At 61.3% G+C, this 25,341-nt stretch carries 30 protein-coding genes; 20 read left to right on the plus strand and 10 right to left on the minus strand.

Annotated elements, in window-relative coordinates:
• The first annotated feature begins 5 nt into the window (after positions 1 to 5).
• The 7 genes from motD (at position 6) to AC1Q6D_RS17065 (ending at position 4,331) form a co-directional block, all read left to right on the plus strand.
• A complete protein-coding gene (gene motD, locus AC1Q6D_RS17035; protein ID WP_103402494.1) occupies positions 6 to 896 on the plus strand; it encodes a flagellar motor protein MotD in 891 nt (296 codons plus the stop codon).
• Positions 897 to 939: 43 nt separating this feature from the next.
• Positions 940 to 1,728: a ParA family protein gene (locus AC1Q6D_RS17040; RefSeq protein ID WP_103402495.1), complete on the plus strand. Its 789-nt coding sequence runs from the start codon at positions 940 to 942 to the stop codon at positions 1,726 to 1,728.
• Position 1,729: 1 nt separating this feature from the next.
• A complete protein-coding gene (locus AC1Q6D_RS17045; protein WP_256590085.1) occupies positions 1,730 to 1,858 on the plus strand; it encodes a hypothetical protein in 129 nt (42 codons plus the stop codon).
• Entirely contained in the window at positions 1,855 to 2,772 is a 918-nt protein-coding gene (locus tag AC1Q6D_RS17050) for a CheW domain-containing protein (protein ID WP_103402496.1), read from the plus strand. Before AC1Q6D_RS17045 ends, AC1Q6D_RS17050 begins: the two co-directional genes overlap by 4 nt.
• A 41-nt stretch (positions 2,773 to 2,813) precedes the next feature.
• On the plus strand, positions 2,814 to 3,299 hold the full coding sequence (locus AC1Q6D_RS17055) for a chemotaxis protein CheW (RefSeq protein ID WP_007980742.1): 486 nt from the start codon (positions 2,814 to 2,816) through the stop codon (positions 3,297 to 3,299).
• Complete coding sequence (locus AC1Q6D_RS17060) at positions 3,300 to 3,695, plus strand: DUF2802 domain-containing protein (RefSeq protein WP_103402497.1); 396 nt, start codon at positions 3,300 to 3,302, stop codon at positions 3,693 to 3,695.
• A gap of 135 nt (positions 3,696 to 3,830) precedes the next feature.
• On the plus strand, positions 3,831 to 4,331 hold the full coding sequence (locus AC1Q6D_RS17065; protein ID WP_103402498.1) for a DUF6622 family protein: 501 nt from the start codon (positions 3,831 to 3,833) through the stop codon (positions 4,329 to 4,331).
• A 148-nt stretch (positions 4,332 to 4,479) separates the two neighbouring features.
• On the opposite strand, the gene AC1Q6D_RS17070 is transcribed toward AC1Q6D_RS17065, so the two are convergent.
• Positions 4,480 to 4,809 (minus strand): EscU/YscU/HrcU family type III secretion system export apparatus switch protein, encoded by a 330-nt coding sequence (locus AC1Q6D_RS17070; protein ID WP_103402499.1) that lies wholly within the window; start codon positions 4,807 to 4,809, stop codon positions 4,480 to 4,482.
• Complete coding sequence (gene fliK / locus AC1Q6D_RS17075; protein WP_103402500.1) at positions 4,806 to 6,380, minus strand: flagellar hook-length control protein FliK; 1,575 nt, start codon at positions 6,378 to 6,380, stop codon at positions 4,806 to 4,808. The genes AC1Q6D_RS17070 and fliK overlap by 4 nt, the downstream gene beginning before the upstream one ends.
• Before the next feature lie 197 nt (positions 6,381 to 6,577).
• Here fliK and ccmA point away from each other — a divergent pair, with 197 nt between their 5' ends.
• From ccmA to phnN, 11 genes are all read left to right on the plus strand, one after another.
• Positions 6,578 to 7,213, plus strand: a complete 636-nt coding sequence (gene ccmA / locus AC1Q6D_RS17080) for a cytochrome c biogenesis heme-transporting ATPase CcmA (RefSeq protein ID WP_103402501.1) — start codon at positions 6,578 to 6,580, stop codon at positions 7,211 to 7,213.
• The gene (gene ccmB, locus AC1Q6D_RS17085; RefSeq protein WP_007980754.1) at positions 7,210 to 7,878 is read left to right on the plus strand and encodes a heme exporter protein CcmB; all 669 of its coding nucleotides are present in this window, start codon (positions 7,210 to 7,212) and stop codon (positions 7,876 to 7,878) included. The genes ccmA and ccmB overlap by 4 nt, the downstream gene beginning before the upstream one ends.
• Positions 7,879 to 7,957: 79 nt before the next feature.
• Complete coding sequence (locus tag AC1Q6D_RS17090; protein WP_103402502.1) at positions 7,958 to 8,713, plus strand: heme ABC transporter permease; 756 nt, start codon at positions 7,958 to 7,960, stop codon at positions 8,711 to 8,713.
• Entirely contained in the window at positions 8,710 to 8,886 is a 177-nt protein-coding gene (gene ccmD / locus AC1Q6D_RS17095; RefSeq protein WP_007980758.1) for a heme exporter protein CcmD, read from the plus strand. Before AC1Q6D_RS17090 ends, ccmD begins: the two co-directional genes overlap by 4 nt.
• A complete protein-coding gene (ccmE, locus tag AC1Q6D_RS17100) occupies positions 8,883 to 9,338 on the plus strand; it encodes a cytochrome c maturation protein CcmE (protein WP_047531942.1) in 456 nt (151 codons plus the stop codon). The genes ccmD and ccmE overlap by 4 nt, the downstream gene beginning before the upstream one ends.
• A gap of 3 nt (positions 9,339 to 9,341) precedes the next feature.
• Positions 9,342 to 11,330 carry a heme lyase CcmF/NrfE family subunit gene (locus AC1Q6D_RS17105; protein ID WP_103402503.1) on the plus strand — a complete coding sequence of 663 codons (1,989 nt, stop codon included), beginning with the start codon at positions 9,342 to 9,344 and terminating at the stop codon, positions 11,328 to 11,330.
• The gene (locus AC1Q6D_RS17110) at positions 11,327 to 11,863 is read left to right on the plus strand and encodes a DsbE family thiol:disulfide interchange protein (protein WP_047531938.1); all 537 of its coding nucleotides are present in this window, start codon (positions 11,327 to 11,329) and stop codon (positions 11,861 to 11,863) included. The genes AC1Q6D_RS17105 and AC1Q6D_RS17110 overlap by 4 nt, the downstream gene beginning before the upstream one ends.
• Positions 11,860 to 12,330: a cytochrome c-type biogenesis protein gene (locus AC1Q6D_RS17115; RefSeq protein WP_047531936.1), complete on the plus strand. Its 471-nt coding sequence runs from the start codon at positions 11,860 to 11,862 to the stop codon at positions 12,328 to 12,330. Before AC1Q6D_RS17110 ends, AC1Q6D_RS17115 begins: the two co-directional genes overlap by 4 nt.
• On the plus strand, positions 12,327 to 13,529 hold the full coding sequence (gene ccmI, locus AC1Q6D_RS17120; protein ID WP_103402504.1) for a c-type cytochrome biogenesis protein CcmI: 1,203 nt from the start codon (positions 12,327 to 12,329) through the stop codon (positions 13,527 to 13,529). Before AC1Q6D_RS17115 ends, ccmI begins: the two co-directional genes overlap by 4 nt.
• Before the next feature lie 14 nt (positions 13,530 to 13,543).
• Positions 13,544 to 13,951: a hypothetical protein gene (locus tag AC1Q6D_RS17125; protein WP_103402505.1), complete on the plus strand. Its 408-nt coding sequence runs from the start codon at positions 13,544 to 13,546 to the stop codon at positions 13,949 to 13,951.
• Between the two features lie 257 nt (positions 13,952 to 14,208).
• Positions 14,209 to 14,772: a phosphonate metabolism protein/1,5-bisphosphokinase (PRPP-forming) PhnN gene (gene phnN, locus AC1Q6D_RS17130; RefSeq protein ID WP_103402733.1), complete on the plus strand. Its 564-nt coding sequence runs from the start codon at positions 14,209 to 14,211 to the stop codon at positions 14,770 to 14,772.
• 87 nt (positions 14,773 to 14,859) lie between these two features.
• Here phnN and AC1Q6D_RS17135 read toward each other — a convergent pair whose 3' ends face one another.
• Complete coding sequence (locus AC1Q6D_RS17135; protein ID WP_103402506.1) at positions 14,860 to 16,065, minus strand: MFS transporter; 1,206 nt, start codon at positions 16,063 to 16,065, stop codon at positions 14,860 to 14,862.
• Between the two features lie 243 nt (positions 16,066 to 16,308).
• Here AC1Q6D_RS17135 and AC1Q6D_RS17140 point away from each other — a divergent pair, with 243 nt between their 5' ends.
• Entirely contained in the window at positions 16,309 to 16,938 is a 630-nt protein-coding gene (locus tag AC1Q6D_RS17140) for a DUF5666 domain-containing protein (RefSeq protein ID WP_178083083.1), read from the plus strand.
• 99 nt (positions 16,939 to 17,037) lie between these two features.
• Positions 17,038 to 17,481, plus strand: a complete 444-nt coding sequence (locus tag AC1Q6D_RS17145) for a hypothetical protein (protein ID WP_103402508.1) — start codon at positions 17,038 to 17,040, stop codon at positions 17,479 to 17,481.
• Between the two features lie 181 nt (positions 17,482 to 17,662).
• Here the strand turns inward: AC1Q6D_RS17145 and AC1Q6D_RS17150 are convergent, their stop codons facing one another.
• From AC1Q6D_RS17150 to hyi, 7 genes are all read right to left on the minus strand, one after another.
• Positions 17,663 to 18,658, minus strand: a complete 996-nt coding sequence (locus AC1Q6D_RS17150; RefSeq protein ID WP_103402509.1) for a sulfate ABC transporter substrate-binding protein — start codon at positions 18,656 to 18,658, stop codon at positions 17,663 to 17,665.
• Positions 18,659 to 18,761: 103 nt separating this feature from the next.
• A complete protein-coding gene (locus AC1Q6D_RS17155; RefSeq protein WP_103402510.1) occupies positions 18,762 to 19,589 on the minus strand; it encodes an ion transporter in 828 nt (275 codons plus the stop codon).
• A 21-nt stretch (positions 19,590 to 19,610) separates the two neighbouring features.
• On the minus strand, positions 19,611 to 20,525 hold the full coding sequence (locus AC1Q6D_RS17160) for an urea transporter (protein ID WP_103402511.1): 915 nt from the start codon (positions 20,523 to 20,525) through the stop codon (positions 19,611 to 19,613).
• A gap of 162 nt (positions 20,526 to 20,687) precedes the next feature.
• Entirely contained in the window at positions 20,688 to 22,103 is a 1,416-nt protein-coding gene (gene pyk, locus AC1Q6D_RS17165) for a pyruvate kinase (protein WP_103402512.1), read from the minus strand.
• Complete coding sequence (locus tag AC1Q6D_RS17170; RefSeq protein ID WP_103402513.1) at positions 22,100 to 23,374, minus strand: glycerate kinase type-2 family protein; 1,275 nt, start codon at positions 23,372 to 23,374, stop codon at positions 22,100 to 22,102. The genes pyk and AC1Q6D_RS17170 overlap by 4 nt, the downstream gene beginning before the upstream one ends.
• Before the next feature lie 133 nt (positions 23,375 to 23,507).
• Entirely contained in the window at positions 23,508 to 24,398 is an 891-nt protein-coding gene (locus tag AC1Q6D_RS17175; protein ID WP_103402514.1) for a 2-hydroxy-3-oxopropionate reductase, read from the minus strand.
• A gap of 150 nt (positions 24,399 to 24,548) precedes the next feature.
• Positions 24,549 to 25,331 carry a hydroxypyruvate isomerase gene (gene hyi / locus AC1Q6D_RS17180; RefSeq protein WP_103402515.1) on the minus strand — a complete coding sequence of 261 codons (783 nt, stop codon included), beginning with the start codon at positions 25,329 to 25,331 and terminating at the stop codon, positions 24,549 to 24,551.
• Positions 25,332 to 25,341 lie beyond the last annotated feature (10 nt).

Raw genomic sequence — 25,341 nt, forward strand, 5'->3', positions numbered from 1 at the left:
GAACTATGGCACGTCGTCGCCAGCATGAAGAGCATGTAAACCATGAACGTTGGCTGGTTTCCTACGCCGACTTCATCACCTTGCTCTTTGCTTTCTTCGTGGTGATGTACTCGATCTCTTCGATCAACGAAGGCAAGTACAAGGTTATTTCCCAAGCGCTGATCGGTGTCTTCACCGACGCCGATCGCTCCTTGAAACCGATCCCGATCGGCGAGGAACGGCCCAAGACCGTGACCCCGGCCAAGCCACTGGTCCAGGACAGCGATCAGGTCGATGCCGGTGTCGCTGGCACCAGCGATCCACTCAAAAGCATCGCCGACGACATCAGTGCGGCGTTCGGCGACTTGATCAGCTCCAATCAAATGACTGTGCGCGGCAACGAGTTGTGGGTCGAGATCGAACTCAATTCCAGCCTGTTGTTTGGCAGCGGCGACGCCATGCCCAGTGACATCGCGTTCAACATCATCGACAAGGTCGCCGCGATTCTGAAGCCGTTCGACAACCCGATTCATGTCGAGGGTTTCACCGACGATCAACCGATTCGCACGTCGCAGTACCCGACCAACTGGGAACTGTCTTCGGCCCGTTCGGCCAGTATCGTGCGCATGCTCGCGATGCAGGGGGTCAACCCGAGTCGTCTGGCGTCGGTGGGGTATGGCGAATTTCAGCCAGTGGCTAATAACGCCACGGCGGAAGGCCGGGCGCGCAATCGTCGGGTGGTGCTGGTGGTGTCGCGCAATCTCGATGTGCGACGCAGCCTGACCGGCACGGGGACCGCTCATGCACAACCGGATGCGGCGTTGAAGCGTGCTGGCACACAAACTGCACCGACCCCGGTCAAGTCGCCGGGACGAGAGGGTGCCGTCAATTCTCCGTCACCCGCATTAACACGTTGAGCTATTTCTCGGTCGATCCAATCGGCCGGGAGGAACAATCCGAATGAGAGTCTGGGCAGTCGCCAATCAAAAGGGTGGTGTCGGTAAAACCACTTCCTCTATCGCTTTAGCCGGATTGCTGGCCGAGGCGGGCAAGCGCGTGGTCGTGGTCGATCTCGACCCCCACGGCTCCATGACCAGCTATTTCGGTTACGACCCCGACACCCTGGAACACAGCAACTACGACCTGTTCCTGCACAAGGGCAGCGTGCCTGAGGGCTTGCCCGGCCAGTTGTTGCTGTCCACCAGCGACGAATGCATTTCCCTGCTGCCATCGAGTACGGCGCTGGCGACCCTTGAGCGTCAGTCACCGGGCCAGAGTGGCCTGGGCCTGGTGATTGCCAAGAGCCTGGCGCAATTGTGGCAAGACTTCGACTACGCGGTGATCGACAGCCCGCCGTTGCTGGGCGTGCTGATGGTCAATGCCTTGGCGGCGAGCCAGCAGCTGGTGATCCCGGTGCAGACCGAACACCTGGCGGTCAAAGGCCTGGAGCGTATGGTCAACACCCTGGCGATGATCAACCGGTCACGCAAACAGGCATTGCCGTTCACCATCGTGCCGACTTTGTTCGATCGTCGAACGCAAGCGTCTATGGGCACGCTGCGTGTCCTGCGCGACAAATTCCCTGATGACATCTGGCAAGGCTACATTCCGGTGGACACGCGATTGCGCGATGCCAGCCGGGCAGGGCTGACGCCTTCGCAATTCGACGGGAAAAGCCGGGGCGTTCTTGCCTACCGTGCGTTGCTCAAGCATTTGCTGGCGGCGCAACTCGTTCCGCAGGTGGCGTGAGATGAATCCAGTCCCTGTAGGAGCGAGCTTGCTCGCGATGGATGACAACGATAACGCGGGCTTCCTGGAGATGCGCGGCGCTCATGCCTTCATCGCCAGCAAGCTCGCTCCGGAAAGGGGGCAGCCATGAACCGGCCGGTGAAGATCACCTCGCGTCCGCAACTGGCGCTCCAGTCTTATCTGGACAGCTTGCTGATGGAGGCGACCGAAGAACTGCCGGTTGAAGTTCAAGCGCTTGCTGAAATCGTCGAAGTTGTCGAAGCGATTGAAGTCGAAGCTGCATTGGATGAGTTCCAGGCCGCTGTGCTCGAAGAACAGGCCCGTGATGCACAGAAAGCCGCCGTCGCTGCCGCCCCGGAACTAACACCTTCAGTACCGAAGCCGGCAGTCGCCGTGCTCGAAGCACCGGCCCCCGTTCTGGCGCCGGTATCGACCATCGCGCCGTTGCTGCAGGCACTGGTTCCGCCGCCCGTTGAAATGCACCAAGCCTTGGTGCCACCGGTCGTCGAAGTGCATCTGCCGCCGGTCACACCGCCACCGGAGGAAACCGATGGCCGTCCGTCCTGGGCCGCCGAACCGTTCGAATGCCTGCTGTTCGATGTCGCTGGGTTGACCCTGGCGGTGCCGCTGGTGTGCCTGGGGTCGATCTACCCGCTGGCGGGGCACGAACTGACGCCGTTGTTCGGCCAGCCGGAGTGGTTCCTTGGCATCCTGCCGAGCCAGGCGGGCAATCTGAAGGTGTTGGACACTGCGCGTTGGGTCATGCCCGACCGTTATCGCGATGACTTCCGCCAGGGCCTGCAATACGTCATTTCGGTCCAGGGCTACGAGTGGGGGTTGGCGGTGCATCAAGTCAGTCACTCGTTGCGCCTGGACCCGAACGAAATCAAATGGCGCAGCCATCGTGGCCAACGGCCATGGCTGGCGGGCACCGTGATTGAACACATGTGTGCATTGCTCGACGTTTCCGCGCTGGCCGAGTTGATCGCCAGCGGTGGGGCCAAGCACATGGGCGGCAGCAAGCCGGCTCACAAACCTACATAACAGAACAATACCGCTAGGGCGGTTTCTTGAGGGGTCAGGGTATGAATGATAAGGCGACGGCGGCAAAGGGTTCCGAAGATCCGATCCTGCAATGGGTAACCTTCAAACTGGACAACGAAACCTACGGCATCAACGTGATGCGCGTTCAGGAAGTCCTGCGCTACACCGAAATCGCTCCGGTTCCGGGTGCACCGAGCTACGTGCTGGGCATCATCAACCTGCGCGGTAACGTGGTCACCGTGATCGACACCCGTCAGCGCTTCGGCCTGATGAACGCCGAAATCAGCGACAACACCCGTATCGTGATCATCGAAGCCGATAAGCAAGTGGTCGGGATCATGGTCGACAGCGTGGCCGAAGTGGTTTACCTGCGTCAGTCGGAAATCGAAACCGCGCCGAACGTGGGTAACGAAGAATCCGCCAAGTTCATTCAAGGCGTGTGCAACAAGAACAACGAACTGCTGATCCTGGTCGAACTCGACAAGATGATGAGCGAAGAAGAATGGTCGGAACTGGAGAGTATCTGATTGATTCTTGAGGTGGCGGTCATTGTCCTGTTCCTGTTTTGGGCAGGCACGCTGGCAATGTTTCTGGCGTACATTCGCGGTCAGCGACTGATTGCTGCGCAACAGGCCCAGAGTGATGCGCTGCGTGATCAGCGCATCAAGGAGCTGGCCAAGCGCGTCGACAATTACCAGAACGGTAGCGTGCGCATGGGTGAAGACCTGCACGAACTGCGCGCGATCGTCGCGCCTTTGCCGGACAAACTGGCCCAGCTGGAACAGCGCGACCCTTCCAGCCTGTCGTTCGCCCAGGCGGCGCGACTGGTCGGAATGGGCGCAAGCGTCGACGAACTGACCCAGTCCTGCGGCTTGACCCAGGCCGAGGCAGAGTTGATGAGCAAGTTGCACAAGAGCAGCTAAAAGCCTGTAGGAGCGAGCCTGCTCGCGATGGGCGTTAACGATAACGCGGGCTCTCTGAATCAACGCGTCGGACTTGAGACCATCGCCGTTATTCAACGACGCTTGGTTGAGTGAATTTCAATGCCAGGGAGGCATATGTACGACATTTTGCGTGGTACACCGCTGTGGGTTTATGCGGTCTTTTTTATCCTGACTTACTGCGGTGTGCGCGGCTGTTTCAAGAGTCATGAATCGAAAAGGTCGCTGCAGTTCACTCCGGCGGTATTTGTCGCCATTTCCCTGGTTTCGTTGAATTTCACCCAAGGCGCTGCAATCCCGCTCTTGGTATATGCGTTGGGAATGCTGGCAGGCTGGGTTCTGGCACTGCGCTTTTATTCGTATCAAGGCGTAGTACGCGATGGAGAACGTCTGGTGCTGAATGGCACCGCCAAGGTGCTACTTGTGTATTGGGGGTTCTTTGCCTGGCGTTATTACAGCGGATATCAAGAGGCCATGTACCCGGAACTCGCTGATGGCGTGTCGGCGGTCGCAACGTCCGCACTGGCGTCAGGCATCATCAACGGTCTGATCGTTGGTCGCAGCCTCAGGCTTTTGCGTTTTTTCAAGGCCGATACCGGTGCGAGGGTGCCGTTGTAGGAGCGAGCCTGCTCGCGATGGGCGTTAACGATGACGCGGGCTCTCTGAATCAACGCGGCGAGCTTGAGTCCATCGCGAGCAGGCTCGCTCCTACAGTGGTTTAGGTCTTGGCCGCTGCCTCTGTGGTCGTGACTTGCTCGCGATGGCGTCAGTAATCATCCCCGCGTTCAGTGACATCCTTCTCGACCATGGGCGCGTCCGGAATGTGTCCGGCCGGGAACTTGCCCTTTAGAATCCACGCAAACGCAATGATCTCGGCAATCGTCAGATAGAGCTCCTGCGGAATGCTGTCTCCCAATTCCATGCGCGCCAACAATTTCACCAGCTCGGCGTTTTCGTAGATTGGCACTTCATGATCGCGAGCGATCCGCAGGATTTCTTCCGCGAGTTCTTCATCGCCCTTGGCCGTGAGGGAAGGGGCGTGGGTGCCGTCGTATTTGAGGGCGATGGCCTGGCGTGGGGCGTTGGGGTTTTTCATGCGTTTTCGTCGACCCAGCGTTGTTCGAGGCGGGTTTGGGGGCCTTGGGGCGGTGTGCCGAGGTGGCAATCGAGATCGCCGACGTTCAGTCCGGATGCCAGCAGACGTTCGCGCAATGCCGACAGGTTGCTTTCGATCAGGCTGGCGGTGTAGGGCCGCTCGGCCCACAGTTGGCTCGACAGGCTGCCTTTGATCAGCTGTGCCTGAACCAGCAGCGGCCCCAAGGGTTCCATGTCGAATGCCAGGTCGACGCGCCACAATTGCTGTTTGGGCTCGCGTTCCTCGCGGCGTTCCTGTTGCGATTCTTTTTCGGGGGCTTCTTCTCGTTGGAACTTGACCTGCAACGGCACGATGTCCTGCAGGTTGCGCATCGGAATTTCCAGTTGCCAGGTGCTCACCAGGCGCCCGTCGGCGGTCACGCCGGTCTGTTCCAGACTCGACAATTGATGGCTCTGCAGGCGTGAAACCGCAGCGGCGGCCAGGCGCAGCAGATGTTCGAGGTCATCTTCACCCTCGGCATTTTGCAGCAGGCGTTCGGGCAACGGGAAACTGGTCGGCGGCGGTTTGGCGCTGACCTGGCCGAGCATGCCCAGGGCGTTGCGCACGAAATTCGGCATGGCCTGGACCAGCGTATTCGCCGCGATGATCGCGCTGAGGTTGGTGTTGGCTTGAGGCCCTGGCGTCAATTGCGCGATCAGCTTCAGCAGGTCGGCCTTCAGGTCAGGCGCCAGTGTCGGGTTCTGCCCGGCCAGCAGCTTGGTCTCGAGGAACGTACCGCTGTTGAGTAACGCCTGGGCCAGGCCTTTGGCCGTACTCAGTTGCTGAACATCGGGCAGGCCGGCAAGCAGCCGGGAAGCGGCGGAGCGCAACTCGACGGAGGTCTGGTCGGAATCCGGCAGGTCTTGCAGGAGTTTGAGCAAACCGTCCAGCGAGCCTTGGCGACTTTGCTGGTCGAGCAGTTGATGAGTCACCGCCAGTTGTTCCTGACGAGTGCTCAAGGGCACGAATTTCAGTGTCTGAGTGTCTTGCACCTGTGCGCTCAGCAGGGTGCCGATGCGCAATGGCTGCGGGCTTTCGATGCTCAGGGTAGTGCCACTCAGGACGGTATTGAGCAGGCTCACCATCGAGCGAAACACCGCTGGTTGGCCAGGCACCTGCGGCAACGCCTGGGAGGTCAGCACTTTGCCTTGCAGCAGCGTGCCGACCGGCAGTTGCGCCGTGTCGATACGGGTGAGGGTGGCGACGCTGGAGGCAATGGCTTGTTGCACGGTGACCGCCAGGTTGCTCGCCGACGGCTGAGTGACCACCATGCGGGTGCCTTGGGCTACCGGCTGGTTGCTGGTGGCCTGGACGGTGGTCTGACGGCCGCTGTCGAGGGTGACCTTGAGCAGCAATTGAAAAGTCTGGTCCGCCTGCTTGAGCGACAGCACTTCGGCTGTGGCGGTCTGACCGGCGGTGATCAGGCCCTCCATCGGCGTCAGCAGCTTGATCAGCTCGCCGCTGACCGTCAGCGGACGTGCGGTCGCCGGTAGGGTCTGCGGTAGAGGTGGAGTGTTCATTTCGACTGTCATACGCGGTCACAACCTTGGGAAAATGCGCTCTTTAGAGTAGGAAATGGCATGTATAATGCGGCCCCGTTGTCTACAGGGCGGCCGAAACAATGAAATATTTGACCCAGCTCTCTGGTTCGGGCTGCCAATACCTTTATTCTGCCTCTCTTTAACGGCCGTGCCAGAGCCGACTTGAACCGTATAAGGCCCTTGAACCCTTGATCAGTCCTGTCCTGCAAACCGTTGCCCTTGCCTGTGAGCGAGACCTTCGGCTGCTCTTCGAAAATCTCGATTTGAGACTGGCCAGTGGCGAAATGGTACAGATCAGTGGCCCTAATGGCAGTGGTAAGACCAGCCTGCTACGCCTGCTTTCAGGCCTGATGCAGCCGACCGACGGTCAAGTTCTGCTCAATGGTCAGCCGCTCAACGAACAGCGCACGGAGCTGGCGCGTAACCTGCTGTGGATCGGCCATGCCGCCGGGATCAAGGACCTGCTGACCCCGGAAGAGAATTTGAGCTGGCTCTGCGCTCTGCATCAGCCGGCCTCCCACGACGCCATCTGGCAGGCCCTGGCAACCGTCGGATTGCGCGGTTTCGAAGATGTTCCCTGTCACACCCTGTCCGCTGGCCAGCAACGCCGTGTGGCGCTGGCCCGGTTGCACCTGGACTGTCCACCGCTGTGGATCCTCGATGAGCCGTTCACCGCCCTCGACAAGCAGGGCGTGGCCCAACTCGAAGAGCACCTGGCTGCGCATTGCGAGCGCGGCGGCGTGGTCGTATTGACCACACACCACACCCTGAGCCGGATGCCGGCCGGTTATCGCGACATTGATCTGGGGAAATGGGCCGTATGAGTGTTTTCGGCCTGTTGGTCGCCCGTGAGGCCCGTCTGCTGTTCCGCCGTCCGGCGGAGTTGGCCAATCCGCTGGTATTCTTCGCCATCGTCGTTTCGTTGTTCCCCTTGGCGGTGGGTCCCGAGTCTCAATTGTTGCAAACCTTGTCTCCGGGACTGGTCTGGGTCGCAGCCCTTTTATCGGTTTTGCTCTCGCTGGACGGGCTTTTCCGCAGTGATTTCGAAGATGGATCACTGGAGCAGTGGGTCCTTTCGCCGCACCCCCTGGCTCTTCTGGTTTTGGCCAAGGTGCTGGCACACTGGGCGTTTTCCGGCCTGGCACTGGTTTTGCTCGCACCCTTGCTGGCGTTGATGCTCGGTTTGCCTGCCGCCTGTCTGCCGGTGTTGCTGCTTTCTTTATTGCTGGGTACACCGGTGCTGAGCCTGCTCGGTGCGGTGGGCGCGGCCCTGACGGTGGGTTTGAAGCGCGGCGGCCTGTTGCTGGCGTTGCTGATACTGCCGTTGTACATCCCGGTGTTGATTCTTGGCAGTGGCGCCTTGCAGGCGGCCTTGCAAGGCATGCCGGCGACCGGTTATCTCCTGTGGCTTGGTAGCCTGACCGCCCTGGCGATAACCCTGACACCTTTTGCAATAGCTGCTGGCCTGAAGATCAGCGTCGGCGAATAATGAGGTCTGGTTAAAAAATAACCAGTAAAGACCCTTTGGCTGACTCGTGATAACGAGCGGCAACCGTGATGGAAACAGTATGAACTGGACGTGGTTTCACAAGCTCGGCTCGCCCAAGTGGTTCTACGGCATCAGCGGCAAAATGCTGCCATGGCTGAGTGTCGCGGCGTTGCTGCTGATCGGTGTTGGCGTGGTCTGGGGCCTGGCCTTCGCACCGCCCGACTACCAGCAGGGCAACAGTTTTCGCATCATCTATATCCACGTTCCAGCCGCCATGCTGGCGCAGTCCATCTATGTGATGCTGGCCGTGTGCGGCATCGTCGGGCTGGTCTGGAAGATGAAACTGGCCGACGTCGCCCTGCAATGCGCGGCGCCCGTCGGCGCCTGGATGACCGCCGTGGCACTGGTCACCGGCGCGATCTGGGGCAAACCGACCTGGGGCTCGTGGTGGGTCTGGGATGCCCGACTAACGTCCATGCTGATTCTGCTTTTCCTGTACTTCGGTCTCATTGCGCTGGGCAACGCCATCAGCAATCGTGACAGCGCGGCCAAGGCGTGCGCGGTGCTGGCCATTGTCGGCGTGATCAACATCCCGATCATCAAGTACTCGGTGGAGTGGTGGAACACCCTGCACCAGGGCGCGACCTTCACCCTCACCGAAAAACCGGCCATGCCCGCCGAAATGTGGCTGCCATTGTTGCTGACGGCGCTGGGTTTCTATTGTTTCTTCGGTGCGGTGTTGCTGTTGCGCATGCGCCTCGAAGTGCTCAAGCGCGAGGCGCGGGCCACTTGGGTGAAGGCCGAAGTGGAAAACAGCCTGGAGGTCGTTCGATGAGTTTTGCTTCATTCGGCGACTTCATCGCCATGGGCCATCATGGCCTGTATGTCTGGTCAGCCTATGGCATCTGCCTGGCGGTTCTGGCCCTCAACGTGGCGGCGCCGATCCTGGCCCGCAAGCGCTATCTGCAACAAGAGGCGCGTCGTCTGCGCCGGGAGAACGGCAAGTGAATCCCCTGCGTAAAAAGCGTCTCATCATCATTCTCGGGATCCTGGTCGGTGTCGGCGCTGCCGTCGGCCTGGCCCTGAGCGCCCTGCAGCAGAACATCAATCTGTTTTACACCCCGACCCAGATCGCCAACGGCGAAGCCCCCCATGACACGCGCATCCGCGCCGGCGGCATGGTCGAGAAGGGGTCGCTGCAACGTTCCAGCGACTCCCTGGACGTGAAGTTCATCGTCACCGATTTCAACAAGTCCGTCACCATCACCTATCGCGGCATCCTCCCGGACCTGTTCCGCGAAGGGCAGGGCATCGTCGCCCTGGGCAAACTCAACGCCGACGGCGTGGTGGTGGCCGATGAAGTGCTGGCCAAGCACGATGAGAAATACATGCCACCGGAAGTGACCAAGGCCCTCAAGGACAGTGGTCAAACCGCTCCAACACCTGCGAAGGAGGGTTGACCCATGACGTCCGCAATCTTCATCCCGGAACTGGGCCACCTGGCCATGATCCTGGCACTGTGCCTGGCGCTGGTTCAGGCCGTGGTGCCGCTGCTCGGCGCCTGGCGCGGCGACCGCTTGTGGATGAGCCTGGCCCAGCCTGCCGCCTGGGGGCAGTTCGCCTTTCTGGTATTTGCCTTCGGTTGCCTGACCTACGCCTTCATGACGGACGACTTCTCCGTCGCCTACGTGGCCAGCAACTCCAACAGCGCGTTGCCCTGGTACTACAAATTCAGCGCCGTGTGGGGCGCGCACGAAGGTTCGTTGCTGCTCTGGGCGCTGATCCTCGGCGGCTGGACCTTCGCGGTGTCGGTGTTCTCCCGGCAGTTGCCGCAAGTGATGCTGGCGCGGGTGCTGGCGGTCATGGGCATGATCAGCACCGGTTTCCTGCTGTTCCTGATCCTCACGTCCAACCCGTTCTCGCGGATCCTGCCGCAGATTCCGGCGGACGGTCGTGACCTCAATCCATTGTTGCAAGACATCGGCCTGATCGTGCACCCGCCGATGCTGTACATGGGCTATGTCGGCTTTTCCGTGGCCTTCGCCTTCGCCATTGCCGCATTGCTCGGCGGTCGTCTCGATGCTGCGTGGGCTCGTTGGTCGCGCCCCTGGACCATCGTGGCCTGGGCGTTCCTGGGTATCGGCATCACCCTGGGCTCGTGGTGGGCCTACTACGAACTGGGTTGGGGCGGCTGGTGGTTCTGGGACCCGGTGGAAAACGCTTCCTTCATGCCGTGGCTGGTGGGCACTGCGCTGATTCACTCCTTGGCGGTCACGGAAAAGCGTGGCGTGTTCAAGAGCTGGACCGTGTTGCTGGCCATCGCCGCTTTCTCGCTGAGCCTGCTGGGGACCTTCCTGGTGCGTTCCGGGGTGCTGACCTCGGTGCACGCCTTTGCGTCCGATCCCGAGCGCGGCGTGTTCATCCTGATTTTCCTGTTGTTTGTGGTCGGTGGTTCGCTGACGCTGTTCGCCCTGCGCGCACCGGTGGTCAAGAGCCAGGTTGGCTTCAACCTCTGGTCGCGGGAAACCCTGCTGCTGGGCAACAACCTGGTGCTGGTGGTCGCGGCTTCGATGATCCTGTTGGGCACCTTGTATCCCTTGGTTCTGGATGCGATGACCGGCGCCAAGCTGTCGGTCGGCCCACCGTATTTCAACGCACTGTTCATTCCGTTGATGGCGTTGCTGATGCTGGTGATGGCGGTCGGCGTGATCGTGCGCTGGAAAGACACCCCGGTGAAATGGCTGGTAGGCATGCTGACCCCGGTGTTGCTCGGCAGCACCGCGCTGGCTGTGGTGGCCGGTGTCGCGTATGGCGATTTCAACTGGGCGGTGCTGGCGACCTTCCTGCTCGCCGCCTGGGTATTGCTGGCCGGTGTGCGTGACATCTTCGACAAGACTCGCCACAAAGGCCTGATCAAAGGCCTGCCGACCCTGACCCGCAGTTACTGGGGCATGCAGGTGGCGCACCTGGGCATCGCGGTCTGCGCCCTCGGCGTGGTGCTGTCGAGTCAGAACAGTGCCGAGCGCGACCTGCGCCTGGCGCCCGGCGAGTCGATGGACCTGGCCGGTTATCACTTCATCTTCGAAGGCGCCAAGCACTTCGAAGGCCCGAACTTCACGTCTGACAAGGGCACCATCCGGGTCATCCGCGACGGTCGCGAAGTCAGCGTGCTGCACCCGGAAAAACGCCTTTACACCGTGCAGAACTCGGTCATGACCGAAGCCGGGATCGACGCCGGCTTCACCCGCGACCTCTATGTCGCACTGGGTGAGCCGCTGGGCGATGGCGCCTGGGCCGTGCGCGTGCACGTCAAACCGTTCGTGCGCTGGATCTGGTTCGGCGGCTTGCTCACCGGCCTGGGCGGTGTGCTGGCGGCGCTGGATCGACGGTATCGGGTCAAGGTGAAAAGCCGAGTGCGTGAAGCACTGGGCCTGTCGGGAGCCACTGCATGAGACGCTGGTTGATGCTGTTGCCACTGGTGATTTTTCTGGTGGTCGCTGTTTTCCTGTATCGCGGTCTGTACCTGGACCCGGCCGAGTTGCCCTCGGCCATGATCGACAAGCCATTCCCGGAGTTTTCCCTGCCCGCGGTGCAGGGCGACAAGACCCTGACCCGCGCCGACATTCTGGGTAAACCGGCGCTGGTCAATGTGTGGGGCACCTGGTGCATTTCCTGCCGGGTCGAGCACCCGGTGCTTAACAAACTCGCCGAGAAGGGCGTGGTGATCTACGGCATCAACTACAAGGACGTCAATGCCGATGCCCTGAAGTGGCTGAGCGAGTACCACAACCCTTACCAGCTCGACATCCGCGATGACGAAGGCACCCTGGGCTTGAACCTCGGCGTCTACGGCGCGCCGGAAACCTTCTTCATCGACGCCAAGGGCATCATCCGTGACAAGTTCGTCGGCGTGATCGACGAGCAGGTCTGGCGCGAAAAACTGGCGGCCAAATATCAGGCGCTGGTCGACGAGGCCAAGCCATGAAGCGCTGGATCGCTGCCGTCATTTTGGGTTTGAGCCTGGTCGGTGTGGCGCAGGCGGCCATCGACACCTATGAGTTCGCCAAGGAAGGCGATCGCGAGCGTTTTCGCGAGCTGACCAAGGAGTTGCGTTGCCCCAAATGTCAGAATCAGGACATCGCCGACTCTAACGCCCCCATCGCCGCCGACCTGCGCAAAGAGATTTTCCGCATGCTCGGCGAGGGCAAGGACAACCAGCAGATCATCGATTTCATGGTTGATCGCTACGGTGACTTCGTCCGCTACAAACCCGCTCTCAACGCCAAGACTGCACTGCTCTGGTTCGGCCCGGCCGGTCTGCTGCTGGGCGGTTTTGTGATCATCGCGGTGATCGTCCGCCGTCGTCGCGTGCAACGCGCCGCCACCCCGGGCTCGCTTTCTGCCGAGGAGCGCGAGCGCCTCGACCACCTGTTGGATAAAAACCAAGAATGATTGATTTCTGGCTCGCTGCAGGTCTGCTGCTTCTGGTGGCCCTGAGTTTTCTGCTGATCCCCGTTCTGCGCAGTCGTCGCGCCCAGCTCGAAGAGGATCGTACCGCCCTGAACGTGGCGCTGTATCAAGAGCGCGTGGCTGAGTTGCAGACTCAGCAGGAAGAGGGCGTGCTCGATGCGGCGCAAATGGACGCCGGTCGCGCCGAAGCGGCCCGTGAATTGCTCGCCGACACCGAAGGCGTCGCCGCGCCACGGGTGTCGCGCCTGGGCAAGCCGGCACCGTTGCTGGCAGCCGTGCTGGTGCCGGTGCTGGGTCTGGGTTTGTACCTGCATTTCGGTGCCAGCGACAAGGTCGAGCTGACCCGGGAATTCTCCCAGCCACCGCAGTCGATGGAAGAGATGACCCGGCGTCTGGAGCGTGCGGTCGCGGCGCAGCCCGATTCCGCTGAAGCCTTGTATTTCCTCGGTCGTACTTACATGACCCAGGATCGTCCAGCCGATGCCGCGAAGATTTTCGAGCGCACGGTGAACCTGGCCGGTCGTCAGCCGGAACTGCTCGGGCAATGGGCTCAGGCCCAGTATTTCGCCGATGGCAAGCAGTGGTCGGAGAAAATTCAGGCACTGACTGACGAAGCGCTAAAGGCTGATCCGAAAGAAGTCACCAGCCTCGGGCTGCTGGGCATCGCGGCTTTCGAAGGTCAGCGTTATCAGCAAGCCATCGATTACTGGAATCGCCTGTTGGAGCAATTGCCGCCGGACGACCAATCCCGCGTGGCGCTGCAGGGCGGCATTACCCGCGCCACCGAGAAACTGGTGGCCAGCGGCGGCAAGGTGGCCGAGGCGCCCGCAGCCAAACCGGCTGCGCGGCTCAAGGTTCATGTGGACCTGGCGGCCGAGCTGAAGGGCAAGGTCCAGCCGGGCGACAGCGTCTTCATCTTTGCTCGCGCCACTTCAGGCCCACCCGCGCCGTTGGCGGCCAAGCGCCTGACCGTGGCCGACTTGCCGGTAACCGTCGAACTCGGCGATGCCGATGCAATGATGCCGCAGTTGAAACTGTCGAACTTCCCTGAAGTCCAACTGGTTGCGCGCATCTCCCGTGCCGGTCAACCGACGGCAGGTGAGTGGGTCGGTCGCAGCCAGCCTTTGGCCAGCAGCACCACCGCGCCGCAGACACTGACCATCGACAGCCCGGACAAATAACAGGAAACGCCACCATGACCGTCACCGCTCGTATCACCTTGCTCAGCGTTATTTTGGGGCTGAGCGCTTGTGCGGTCCAACGGCCACCCGAACATCAGGCCCCGCCACCGATCCCGTCGTCGCAGCCGGGCACCAAGCCGGCGCCTTCGACCGCGCCGGGTAAATCGACCACCCCGGCCAAACCCGCGAAACCGCTGCCACGTACCTCGGCCAGCTTCGCGCCACCGCCGGGTGGCAACAGTCATTGGGACCCGAAACTGGGTGTCTATGTGCTCGATGATCAACCGAACACGTTCTATCGCCAGCGCACCTACTACCGCTGGGATAACGGCTGGAGCCGCTCGATCAGCCCGAAAGGGCCGTGGGAAGAGACGGATATCCACGGTGTGCCGGGCGGTTTGGGGCGGCAATTCGGACAGTGACGCAAAGGCGACCTCAGGGGTCGCCTTTTTTGTGCGCCCTGCTGGCGACGACAGAGCGTCAGACGACTTCAACGCCGGATGGACGGAGCCCCGAACCCCGTGCGCGGCGGATTGCACTGGAGTAATGTGGCGGCCTTCGACGTGGCGGCCGGGGTTGAACCGCCGTGGCGAGCATGCACGGGTTTCGCGTGCAGCCCTTTGTCCGGACGGGCTGCCGTGGGTACAACGAATCAGGCGACATGCAAGAAGGTATTTTGATGGCGGGCAGGTTGATCTATCTCATCGGACCTTCCGGCTCAGGCAAGGACAGCCTGCTGGAGGCCGCACGAGAACGGCTTGCCGAACGTGGCTGCCGAATCGTGCAGCGGGTCATCACTCGCTCGGCGGAATCGGTGGGGGAATCGGCGCTGGGTGTCAGCATGCAACAGTTCGCCGAAATGGAGGCCAAGGGCGCCTTTGCCCTTAGCTGGCGCGCTAACGGCCTGGCCTATGGCATTGCGCGCGACATCGACGACTGGCTGGCGGCAGGGGAGGACGTGCTGGTCAATGGCTCTCGCGGGCACCTGCAGAACACTCGCGAGCGTTACCCCGACCTGATCGTGCTCTTGCTGACCGTGGATCTGGCCGTGTTGCGCCAGCGCCTGCTGGCGCGCGGGCGTGAATCGGTGGTCGAGATCGATCGCCGACTGGCCCGCAATGCCCGTTTCAATGAGCGCTTGCTGGCCGATAGCGAGCCCGCCGTGCATCTGCTCGACAACTCCGGCCCGCTGGATTCCACGGTTGAACGCCTGCTGGTCTGCATCGACAAATCAGGCGCGTGAGCCCGTTGACCTTGGCGCAGGTCGGGTCAATTCAGAGCGCCTTTGTCAGCAAGCCCTGACGGTGCCATTGGCCAACTCCGTGGCCATTCAGGCCATGGCCAGGGAGGGTTGATTTGGCACCGTCAAAAACCGCAGCAACGCCAGCAGCGGAAACGCACTGCCCACCACCACGATCCACAACCAGCCACCTTGTTCGTACACCAGGCTCGCCACCGACGAACCGAACGCACCGCCGATGAAGATGCTGGTCATGTACAGCGCATTGAGTCGGCTGCGGCTTTTGGCGTCGAGAGCGTAGACCGCGCGTTGGCCGAGGACCATGTTCATCTGCACGCAAAAATCGAGTACTACACCGGTCACCGCCAGACCGATCACGCTGTAGGCCGGATGGATGAAGGCCGGCAGGAAGCTCAGGCTGGCAAACAACAGGGCCAGCAAGGACGCGACGCGGGTGTGGCCGGCATCGGCCAGGCGACCGGCGATGGGCGCGGCGATGGCGCCGATGGCACCGACCAGCGCAAAGATCGCAATCTGGCTTTGCGACAGGCCATGGTTACGCGCCAGCTCCAGTGGCACCGCGGTCCAGAACAGGCTGAACGTGGCGAACATGCATCCCTGGTAAAACGCGCGCTGACGCAACACCGGTTGTTTACGTAACAGCGTCCACAGCGAGCCCAGCAACTGACCGTAAGAAGCACTGTGGTCAGGCTGACGCTTGGGGATGGTCAATGCGAGCACAACGCTGATGGCGACCATCAACAGCGCCGCGATGACAAACATCGCCCGCCAGCCGAAATGGTCCGCCACCACGCTGGACACCGGCCGCGCCAGCAGAATCCCCAGCAGCAAACCGCCCATGATCCCGCCGACCACACGACCGCGAGACTCTTCCGGCGCCAAATGCGCGGCCAGTGGAATCAGGATCTGCACCGACACCGAACTGAAGCCCACCAGCAGCGAAATCAGCAAAAACACGTTCGGCTGATCGGTGAACGCCGCGCTCAGCAGGCTGGCAATCGCCACCACCGTAGTGATGATCATCAGCCGACGGTTCTCCAGCAAATCACCCAGTGGTACCAAAAAGAACAGGCCCAGCGCATAACCGATCTGGGTCAACGAAACGATCAGGCTGGCCATGGTGTTGGTCAGGCCGATGTCCGGGGCGATCAGGCCGATGATGGGTTGCGCGTAGTAAATGTTGGCCACGATGGCGCCACAACAGAAAGCGAACAGCAGCACCATGCCTCGGGTCATTGTCGCGGTGCCGTGGGGCACTTGAATTGCCTGGTTCATAACGTGTCTCGCTGAACAAAAGGGGATGCGCGCAGGCTAATGGCCTGACCGGTACGGCGGAAGAGTGATTGGAGTGATAGCACTCATACCGTTGCGGAATGAGTGACGGGATCCTGTGCCGTCGGCCCGTGAACCCTGCGTCGAAATCTTGAGGGCTGATGATACATTCACTTACATCCTGTTCGATAGCATGCTTATGTTCGCCACTCCACCTCCTTAACGATCATTGCGGAAGTCACGTCCATGAATACGATGTTGCGTTACCTGATTCGCGGCGCTTCTCTGGTTACGTTGGTTGGTTTGTTCTCGATCAGTTGGGCTCAGGCAGAAGAAGCGCCGGGCATGCGCATCGGCGTGCGCGGCGAGATCACCGAGGTCGGCGCCGAGCGGGTGAAAGTGCACGCCAACAGTGGCGAAAACCTGACCGTCAACCTGACCAAAGACACCAAGATTCGCGCCGTCACCCTGGCCAATATCGAAGACATCAAACCCGGCAGTTACATCGGTTCGGCAGCCATTCCTCAAGAGGATGGCAGCCTGAAGGCGCTGGAAGTCCACGTCTTTCCGCCGGAACTGGCGGGCAGTGGCGACGGGCATCGCCCCTTTGATCTGGCCAAGGGCAGCAGCATGACCAATGGCAGCGTCGGCGATCTGGTGGTCAGCAATGGCCGGATCCTGACCGTGAACTACAAGGGCGGTCAGCAGAAGATTCTGGTGCCGGAAGACGTGCCCATCGTCAACGTGCTGCCGGGGGATCGCAGCCTGCTCAAGGTGGGGACGAAAATCGTCACCTTCGTCACCCAAAGCACCGACGGCACGCTGACGGCGCAGTCGATTTCGGCCGGCAAGGACGGGGTGACGCCGCCGATGTAAGACCTGCCGGCCATCCGAAGAAAAACCTGCTTTTCACTGACGGCTAGACTTTACCGGGGGGATTACTTCAACGCGTCCTTACCAAGCGGGAGCATCACGATGAAAATCGTATCTTCGCTGGCGTTGGTGGTAGCGGTCGGGTGCATCTGCGGATGCTCAACAGTGCCTGACCGTCAGGTCACCAATGTTCCCCTCAACGCTACTTCCATCAACGCCGGGCATATCGCCCGGCCCATCATGATGTCCAGTGGTCACGAAACCGTGTTCTGGTTTGCCGTCAGTGGCGAGAGCATGGGCAGCGCTTTACCAGGCCGTTTGATGGCCTACATCTATCCGGGAAGCTGTGCGACCCTGGGTTCGAAACCGGCGTATGACATGAACGACGGCCCGAACGCTCGGTTCTATTCCCAGGCATCGCACCAGTATTTCTGGAAAAGCGCACCGGTAGCCGTCGAGACGCTTCGAGCGGGCGGTTATGCATTGGTGGTGCGGGAAAGTCCGGCCGATGGTCATCAGGCAATTTTCTGCGGCAATCTGAGCTGAACGGTCGACACCCTGCAGGAGCGAGCCCACTCGCGACAAAACCAGGTACGCCGCCAGGCATATGGCTTTACACGTCGTTCATTAACGACCTTCGCGAGCAAGCTCGCTCCTACAGAGGTTTAATGTTGTACAGACGAAAAAGGCGACCGCTTCAGGTCGCCTTTTTCATTACCGCCAGGGTTTACTGCGCGTAAATCTGATCGAAGACCCCGCCATCATTGAAGTGGGTTTTCTGCACGGTGCGCCAGTCGCCGAAGGTCTTCTCCACCGACAGGAAGTCGACTTTCGGGAAGCGGTCGGTGTACTTGGCCAGCACGGCCGGGTCACGCGGGCGCAGGTAGTTGGCGGCGGCGATTTCCTGTCCTTCCGGCGACCACAGGTACTTCAGGTACTCCTCGGCGGCGGCGCGGGTGCCTTTCTTGTCGACGGTTTTGTCGACCACCGACACCGGCGGCTCGGCTTCGGCGGAGACGCTCGGGTAGATGACTTCAAACTGGTCGCGGCCGAACTCGCGGGCGATCATTTCCGCTTCGTTTTCGAAGGTCACCAGCACATCGCCGATCTGGTTGGTCATGAAGGTGGTGGTCGCGGCACGACCACCGGTATCGAGCACGGGTGCCTGTTTGAACAGTTTGCCGACGAAGGCTTTGGCCTTGTTCTCGTCGCCGCCGTTCTTCAGCACGTAGCCCCACGCCGACAGGTAGGTGTAGCGACCGTTACCCGAGGTTTTCGGGTTAGGGACGATGACTTGCACGCCATCCTTGAGCAGGTCCGGCCAATCCTTGAGGGCTTTCGGGTTGCCCTTGCGGACGATGAACACGGTGGCCGAGGTAAACGGCGCGCTGTTATTCGGCAGGCGCGTCACCCAGTTGTCCGGGACCAGTTTGCCGTTGTCCGCCAGGGCGTTGATGTCGGTGGCCATGTTCATGGTGATGACGTCAGCCGGCAGGCCGTCGATGACCGAGCGCGCCTGCTTGCTGGAGCCGCCGAAGGACATCTGCAGGGTGATGTTTTCGTTGTGATCGGCTTGCCAGTGTTTCTGGAACGCAGTGTTGTAGTCCTTGTAGAAATCGCGCATCACGTCGTAGGAAACGTTGAGCAGGGTCGGTGCGGCCTGAGCCACACTGGTCAGTGCCAGGCCAGCGGCCAGAAGTGAGGCGCCAAAGAGTTTTTTCACTGCGCAATCCTTGTTCTGAAAGTTTGTTTTTAAAAAGTGAGGCCATTTGCCAGCGACTATAGCCGGGCGCGCATAGACCTTTAAAGATTAAAAAGTGCTTTGCTTATTCCAGTTTTTTGAACAATGCATTGCCGCAACGAGAGCAGAACGCGGCGTCGGGTTCGTGGCTGTTTTTCCGACACACCGGGCAAGGGTGCTGCAGGGTGTCGCCACGCATGGCATTGGCCAGTTCGGCAGTAAAAATACCGGTCGGCACGGCGATGATCGAGTAACCGGTGATCATCACCAGCGAGGAAACCACCTGTCCCAGCGGCGTCTTCGGCACGATATCGCCGAAGCCAACGGTGGTCAGGGTCACGATAGCCCAATAGATGCCTTTGGGAATGCTGGTGAAGCCATGTTCCGGGCCTTCGATCACGTACATCAAGGTGCCGAAGACCGTCACCAGCGTGCAGACGCTGACCAGGAACACCACGATTTTCTGCTTGCTGCCGCGCAGGGCGGACATCAGGTAGTTGGCTTGTTTCAGGTAAGGGCTGAGCTTGAGTACGCGGAAAATCCGCAGCATCCGGATGATCCGGATAATCAGCAGGTACTGCGCATCGCTGTAATACAGCGCGAGGATGCCGGGTACGATGGCCAGCAAATCCACCAGGCCATAAAAGCTGAAGGCGTAGCGCAGCGGCTTGGGCGAACAGTACAGGCGCAGGCCATATTCGATGGCGAAGATGACCGTGAAACCCCATTCGATATACGCCAGTAGATCGGCGTAGTTCTGGTGCACCGCATCGATGCTGTCGAGCATCACGACCACCAGGCTGGCGAGGATGATCAACAGCAAAATGCCGTCGAAACGCCGACCGGCCTTGGTGTCGGTCTGGAAAACCATGACGTAGAGTTGTTCACGCCAATTTTTAGTGCTGCTGTCCATGGATAACGCCTGACTCGAGAATCAGCGCAGCCTAGGTCGATTCTCCCCGGGAACGCAAGGCACCGAGGCATCCATGGTGTTGCCGAACACTTGAGCCACCGAACGGACCAGCCAGCCGGCGAGGATGAACGGCGCGGTCAGCGTGGGTAGACCGATCGCGGCGAACACCGGCGTCAGCAGCAGCGCCAATGCAATGCCGGCCAGTGGCAGCCACGGCTGCTGGCGCTGGGCACTGAAGGCGAGGGCGACGAGCACGGCGTTATAGCCACCGAGGCCGAGCAGTGCGGTATAGAAGTCATGGTGCAGCAGGCTCCAGCCCATGCCCGCGACAGATGCCAACAACGCCCAGCAGAATGCACGACGGTCAGCCATCAGCAAGCCGGCGGCGATGATCGCACCGGCCAGCGGCTGACCGAGGAACATCACCTGACCGAAGCCTTTGAGTGGTGCAGCGAGCATGTTCAGCGTGTTGATTTCGATCAAATGCGCCTGGGTCGAGGGCGTAGCAAAGCACAGCAACACCCAGCTCAAGACCACGAAGGGTGCGGTGTAGGCGGGCAGGCATTGGCTGAACCGGGCACGCTTGAGCCACTGTTGAGTGAGCATCGCGCTCAGCCCGCCGCAGGCGATGATCACCAGCGGCAGCATGGCCGACCAGGGGAAATAGAGGCTCAGCATCAACCCGAGCAAAACGCCGTTGTAACTGAACAGCCCGGCCTGGCGATCGGCCTTGGCGTAGCCACGACGTTGCGCGGTGAGTAACCCGGCGACGCCGCCGAGCAGCGCGCCGCCGAGCAGGGCGGGTGCGGTAAACAGAATGGCGAGCAGGCACAGCAGACCGAACAGCGGATGACGCTGAAGGAATATCTGACTGAAGCCGTTGAGCAAGGCTGTCGCCCAATCGGGGCAATGGGTGTTGAAGTGGTTGGCAGGCATGGCAGTTCTGAAAGTCAAAGGGAGCGAGTCGGTCGAGCGCGACCCCGGCCGATCGCCAGCAGGCTGGCTCCCACACTGAATCTCTGTTCAGTATTGATTTCGTGATCGACACAAAACCCATGTGTGAGCCAGCCTGCTGGCGATGAGGCCGGTATGGGCGCTCTAGATCAACGTCTCGATGCGCAAAGAGTTAGTCGATCCCGGCTGCCCAAACGGCACACCCGCCGTGATCAACAACGTGTCGCCACGCTGGGCCATGCCCTGGGCCTGGGCGATCTCCAGCGCCGTCGAGCAGACTTCATCGACCTGGCGCAGCCGATCGTTGACCACCGAGTGCACGCCCCATGCCACGCTCAGGCGACGGGCGGTTTGCAGGTTCGGCGTCAGGTTGAGGATCGGCACCGTCGGCCGCTCCCGTGCCGCTCGCAGGGTCGACGCGCCGGACTCGCTGTAATTGACCAGCACCGCCACCGGCAGCACATTGCTGATGCGACGGATCGCGCAGCTGATCGCATCGGAAACGGTCGCTTCGGCTTTCGGTCGGCTGACGTCCAGCTGGGTTTGGTAGTCCGGCCCGTTTTCCACCTGGCGGATGATCTTGCTCATCATCTGCACGGCTTCCAGCGGGTATTCGCCAGAGGCGGTTTCCGCCGACAGCATCACCGCGTCCGCACCTTCGGCCACGGCGTTGGCCACGTCTGTGACTTCGGCGCGGGTCGGGGCCGGCGAGAAACGCATCGACTCGAGCATCTGCGTTGCTACCACCACCGGTTTACCGAGCTGGCGACACGTGCTGATGATGTTTTTCTGGATCTGCGGCACGCTTTCGGCCGGCACCTCCACGCCGAGGTCGCCGCGGGCAACCATGATCGCGTCGCTTAACTCGGCGATTTCCCGCAGTTGGGTGACCGCCGACGGTTTCTCGATCTTGGCCATCAAGAACGCTCTGTCGCCGATCAGCGCGCGGGCTTCACGGATGTCTTCCGGCCGTTGCACGAACGACAGTGCCACCCAGTCCACACCGAGTTCGAGACCGAAGCTCAAGTCGCGGCGATCCTTGGCGGTCAACGGGCTGAGATCGAGTACCGCTTGCGGCACGTTCACCCCTTTGCGATCCGACAGTTCGCCGCCATTGAGCACGGTGGTGTCGATGGCGTCGGCGTATTGGGTGACCACGCGCAGGCGCAGCTTGCCGTCGTCCAGCAGCAGGTCCATGCCCGGCTCCAGCGCGGCGATGATCTCCGGATGCGGCAGGTTGACCCGGCGCTCATCGCCCGGCGTGGTGTCGAGGTCCAGGCGCAGGGCCTGACCGCGTACCAGTTGCACCTTGCCCTCGGCGAACTTGCCGACCCGCAGTTTCGGGCCTTGCAGGTCCATCAGGATGCCCAGCGGGTAATTCAGCTGGCGCTCGACTTCACGGATCCACTGATAGCGCTGGGCGTGGTCGGCGTGATCGCCGTGGCTGAAGTTCAGGCGGAAGATATTGACCCCGGCCTGCACCAGCTCGCGGATGTCGTCGATTCCGTCGGTGGCAGGGCCGAGGGTGGCGAGGATTTTGACCTTTTTGTCAGGCGTCATGGTTTTGGGCTCTCGAGAATCAGAATGGCGCGGAAGTCGTTGACGTTGGTGCGGGTCGGCTCGGTGACGATCAGTGCATCCAGCGCCTCGAAGTAGCCGTAACCATTGTTGTTGTCCAACTCGTCGCTGGCGCTCAAGCCCAGGGCAGCGGCACGCTCGTAACTGTCCGGGGTCATGATCGCGCCGGCGTTGTCTTCGGAACCGTCGATGCCGTCGGTGTCACCGGCCAGCGCGTAGACACCGGGCAGGCCCTTGAGGCTGTCGGTCAGGCTGAGCAGGAATTCGGCGTTGCGTCCGCCCCGGCCATTGCCGCGCACGGTCACGGTGGTTTCGCCACCCGAGAGAATCACGCACGGCGCCGGCAATGGCTGGCCGTGCAGGACCACTTGGCGGGCGATGCCGGCGTGGACTTTGGCCACTTCGCGGGATTCGCCTTCCAGGTCGCCCAGAATCAACGGGCTGAAGCCGGCCTGACGGCATTTCACGGCCGCTGCCTCCAGCGATTGTTGCGGGCGGGCGATCAACTGGAAATGACTGCGGGCCAGGCTGGGATCGCCGGGCTTGACCGTCTCCGATTCCGGGCTTTGCAGCCAGGTGCGCACGGACGCCGGCACTTCGATGGCGTAGCGCTTGAGAATCGCCAGGGCCTCGGCCGACGTGCTCGGATCGGCCACGGTGGGGCCGGAAGCGATGACCGTGGCGAGGTCGCCCGGTACATCGGAAATCGCGTAGGTATAGACCGTGGCGGGCCAGCAGGCCTTGCCCAGGCGACCGCCCTTGATCGCCGAGAGGTGCTTGCGCACGCAGTTCATTTCGCCGATGGTCGCGCCGGATTTGAGCAGGGCTTTGTTGATCGACTGCTTGTCGGCCAGGGTGATGCCGGCGGCGGGTAGCGCGAGCAACGCCGACCCCCCGCCCGAGAGCAGGAAAATCACCCGGTCGGCTTCGGTCAGGTTGCTGACCAGTTCGAATACCCGTTTGGCTACGGCCTGACCGGCTGCATCCGGTACCGGGTGCGCGGCTTCGACCACTTCGATTTTTTCACAGGGCGCGCCATGGCCGTAACGCGTCACGACCAGGCCGGACACTTCACCCTGCCAGCAGCGTTCGACCACCTGGGCCATGGCAGCCGCGGCTTTGCCGGCGCCGATGACGATCACCCGACCGCTGCGATCTTTGGGCAAATGGGCTTCGAGGACTTGCTGCGGATGGGCGGCGTCGATGGCTGTGGCGAACAGCTCGCGCAGGAATTGTTGCGGATCGACCGACATGGCGGGCTCCCGGATTTTCTTGTTTTTGGAGTAGGGCGAAAGCAGGTGTTTCGACTCGGTCCCTGTGGGAGCTGGCTTGCCAGCGATGCAGGCGCCGCGGGCGAGCCCGCTCCCACAGGTATTGCGGCGAATGTTACTTATCGCGAATCGAGAAGTTCGCCATGTGCTCCAGGCCTTTGATCAGTGCCGAGTGATCCCAGTTGCTGCCACCGATGGCTGCGCAGGTGCTGAACACTTGCTGGGTGTTGGCGGTGTTCGGCAGGTTGATGTTCAGCTCCTTGGCGCCTTGCAGGGCCAGGTTCAGGTCCTTCTGGTGCAGGCTGATGCGGAAGCCCGGATCGAAGGTACCCTTGATCATGCGCTCGCCGTGCACTTCGAGGATTTTCGACGAGGCAAAACCGCCCATCAGCGCTTCACGCACCTTGGCTGGATCGGCACCGTTTTTCGAAGCGAACAGCAGGGCTTCGGCCACGGCCTGGATGTTCAGCGCCACGATGATCTGGTTGGCCACTTTCGCGGTTTGACCGTCGCCATTGCCACCGACCAGGGTGATGTTCTTGCCCATAGCCTGGAACAGCGGCAAGGCGCGTTCGAAGGCATCGGCGTCGCCACCGACCATGATGCTCAGGGTCGCCGCCTTGGCGCCGACTTCACCGCCGGACACCGGCGCGTCGAGATACTGGGCGCCTTTCTCGTTGACCTTGGCAGCGAAAGCCTTGGTGGCGGTCGGCGAGATCGAGCTCATGTCGATCACGATTTTGCCTTTGCCAACGCCGGCGGCAACGCCATCGGCGCGGAATAGCACGTCATCGACCTGTGGGGTATCCGGCACCATGACGATGATGAATTCGGCTTCCTGGGCCACTTCTTTCGGGTTCGCCAGGGCAACGGCGCCAGCGGCGACCAGGTCGGCAGGCGCGGCGTCGTGGTGCGCCGACAGGAACAGGCTGTGACCGGCTTTCTGCAGGTTCGCCGCCATTGGGTGGCCCATGATGCCGGTGCCGATAAATCCGATTTTAGCCATGAGAAAATCCTCTTGTTTTTGTCTTGCTCAAGCAAATAGGGAACTGCTTTTTGTGGGAGTGAGCCTGCTCGCGACAGCGGTGTGCCAGGCAACATAGATGTTGAATGTGCCGGCCGCTTCGCGAGCAGGCTCGCTCCTACAGGTAATAGGTCAAATTGCGTTATGGGTTTTCAACCAGCCCAGGCCCGCTTCAGTGGTGGTCAGCGGTTTGTATTCGCAGCCGACCCAGCCCTGATAGCCGATACGGTCCAGGTGTTCGAACAGGAAGCGGTAGTTGATTTCACCGGTGCCTGGTTCGTTGCGCCCCGGGTTGTCCGCGAGCTGCACGTGGTTGATCTCGGCCAGGTGCGATTGCAGGGTGCGGGCCAGATCGCCTTCCATGATTTGCATGTGATAGATGTCGTATTGCAGGAACAGGTTGGCGCTGCCGACCTGTTCGCGAATCGACAGGGCTTGCGCCGTGTTGTTCAGGTAGAAGCCCGGGATGTCGCGGGTGTTGATCGCTTCCATCACCAGTTTGATGCCCGCCGCCTGCAGTTTGTCGGCCGCGTACTTGAGGTTGGCGACGAAGGTTTTTTCCACGGTGGCATCGTCGATGCCTTGTGGGCGAATCCCGGCCAGGCAGTTGACCTGGGTGTTGCCCAGTACTTGTGCGTACGCGATCGCCAGGTCGACGCCGGCGCGGAACTCTTCGACCCGGTCCGGCAGGCAGGCAATGCCGCGTTCACCCTTGGCCCAGTCACCGGCCGGCAGGTTGAACAGCACTTGGGTCAGCCCGTTTGCGTCGAGCTTGGCCTTGATTTCGGCGGAGCTGAAGTCGTACGGAAACAGGTATTCCACGCCAGTGAAACCGGCCTTGGCGGCGGCTTCGAAGCGGGCGAGGAAATCCTGTTCAGTGAACAGCATGGACAGGTTGGCTGCGAAACGCGGCATGGTGGTCTCC

It is taken from the genome of Pseudomonas sp. MT92, from assembly GCF_058792515.1.

Coding starts and splice junctions, on each gene's coding strand:
- motD (WP_103402494.1), top strand. CDS start 6: ATGGCACGTCGTCGCCAGCATGAAGAGCATGTAAACCATGAACGTTGG.
- AC1Q6D_RS17040 (WP_103402495.1), top strand. CDS start 940: ATGAGAGTCTGGGCAGTCGCCAATCAAAAGGGTGGTGTCGGTAAAACC.
- AC1Q6D_RS17045 (WP_256590085.1), top strand. CDS start 1,730: ATGAATCCAGTCCCTGTAGGAGCGAGCTTGCTCGCGATGGATGACAAC.
- AC1Q6D_RS17050 (WP_103402496.1), top strand. CDS start 1,855: ATGAACCGGCCGGTGAAGATCACCTCGCGTCCGCAACTGGCGCTCCAG.
- AC1Q6D_RS17055 (WP_007980742.1), top strand. CDS start 2,814: ATGAATGATAAGGCGACGGCGGCAAAGGGTTCCGAAGATCCGATCCTG.
- AC1Q6D_RS17065 (WP_103402498.1), top strand. CDS start 3,831: ATGTACGACATTTTGCGTGGTACACCGCTGTGGGTTTATGCGGTCTTT.
- AC1Q6D_RS17070 (WP_103402499.1), bottom strand. CDS start 4,809: ATGAAAAACCCCAACGCCCCACGCCAGGCCATCGCCCTCAAATACGAC.
- fliK (WP_103402500.1), bottom strand. CDS start 6,380: ATGACAGTCGAAATGAACACTCCACCTCTACCGCAGACCCTACCGGCG.
- ccmB (WP_007980754.1), top strand. CDS start 7,210: ATGAGTGTTTTCGGCCTGTTGGTCGCCCGTGAGGCCCGTCTGCTGTTC.
- AC1Q6D_RS17090 (WP_103402502.1), top strand. CDS start 7,958: ATGAACTGGACGTGGTTTCACAAGCTCGGCTCGCCCAAGTGGTTCTAC.
- ccmD (WP_007980758.1), top strand. CDS start 8,710: ATGAGTTTTGCTTCATTCGGCGACTTCATCGCCATGGGCCATCATGGC.
- AC1Q6D_RS17105 (WP_103402503.1), top strand. CDS start 9,342: ATGACGTCCGCAATCTTCATCCCGGAACTGGGCCACCTGGCCATGATC.
- AC1Q6D_RS17110 (WP_047531938.1), top strand. CDS start 11,327: ATGAGACGCTGGTTGATGCTGTTGCCACTGGTGATTTTTCTGGTGGTC.
- AC1Q6D_RS17115 (WP_047531936.1), top strand. CDS start 11,860: ATGAAGCGCTGGATCGCTGCCGTCATTTTGGGTTTGAGCCTGGTCGGT.
- ccmI (WP_103402504.1), top strand. CDS start 12,327: ATGATTGATTTCTGGCTCGCTGCAGGTCTGCTGCTTCTGGTGGCCCTG.
- AC1Q6D_RS17125 (WP_103402505.1), top strand. CDS start 13,544: ATGACCGTCACCGCTCGTATCACCTTGCTCAGCGTTATTTTGGGGCTG.
- phnN (WP_103402733.1), top strand. CDS start 14,209: ATGGCGGGCAGGTTGATCTATCTCATCGGACCTTCCGGCTCAGGCAAG.
- AC1Q6D_RS17135 (WP_103402506.1), bottom strand. CDS start 16,065: ATGAACCAGGCAATTCAAGTGCCCCACGGCACCGCGACAATGACCCGA.
- AC1Q6D_RS17140 (WP_178083083.1), top strand. CDS start 16,309: ATGAATACGATGTTGCGTTACCTGATTCGCGGCGCTTCTCTGGTTACG.
- AC1Q6D_RS17145 (WP_103402508.1), top strand. CDS start 17,038: ATGAAAATCGTATCTTCGCTGGCGTTGGTGGTAGCGGTCGGGTGCATC.
- AC1Q6D_RS17155 (WP_103402510.1), bottom strand. CDS start 19,589: ATGGACAGCAGCACTAAAAATTGGCGTGAACAACTCTACGTCATGGTT.
- AC1Q6D_RS17160 (WP_103402511.1), bottom strand. CDS start 20,525: ATGCCTGCCAACCACTTCAACACCCATTGCCCCGATTGGGCGACAGCC.
- pyk (WP_103402512.1), bottom strand. CDS start 22,103: ATGACGCCTGACAAAAAGGTCAAAATCCTCGCCACCCTCGGCCCTGCC.
- AC1Q6D_RS17170 (WP_103402513.1), bottom strand. CDS start 23,374: ATGTCGGTCGATCCGCAACAATTCCTGCGCGAGCTGTTCGCCACAGCC.
- AC1Q6D_RS17175 (WP_103402514.1), bottom strand. CDS start 24,398: ATGGCTAAAATCGGATTTATCGGCACCGGCATCATGGGCCACCCAATG.
- hyi (WP_103402515.1), bottom strand. CDS start 25,331: ATGCCGCGTTTCGCAGCCAACCTGTCCATGCTGTTCACTGAACAGGAT.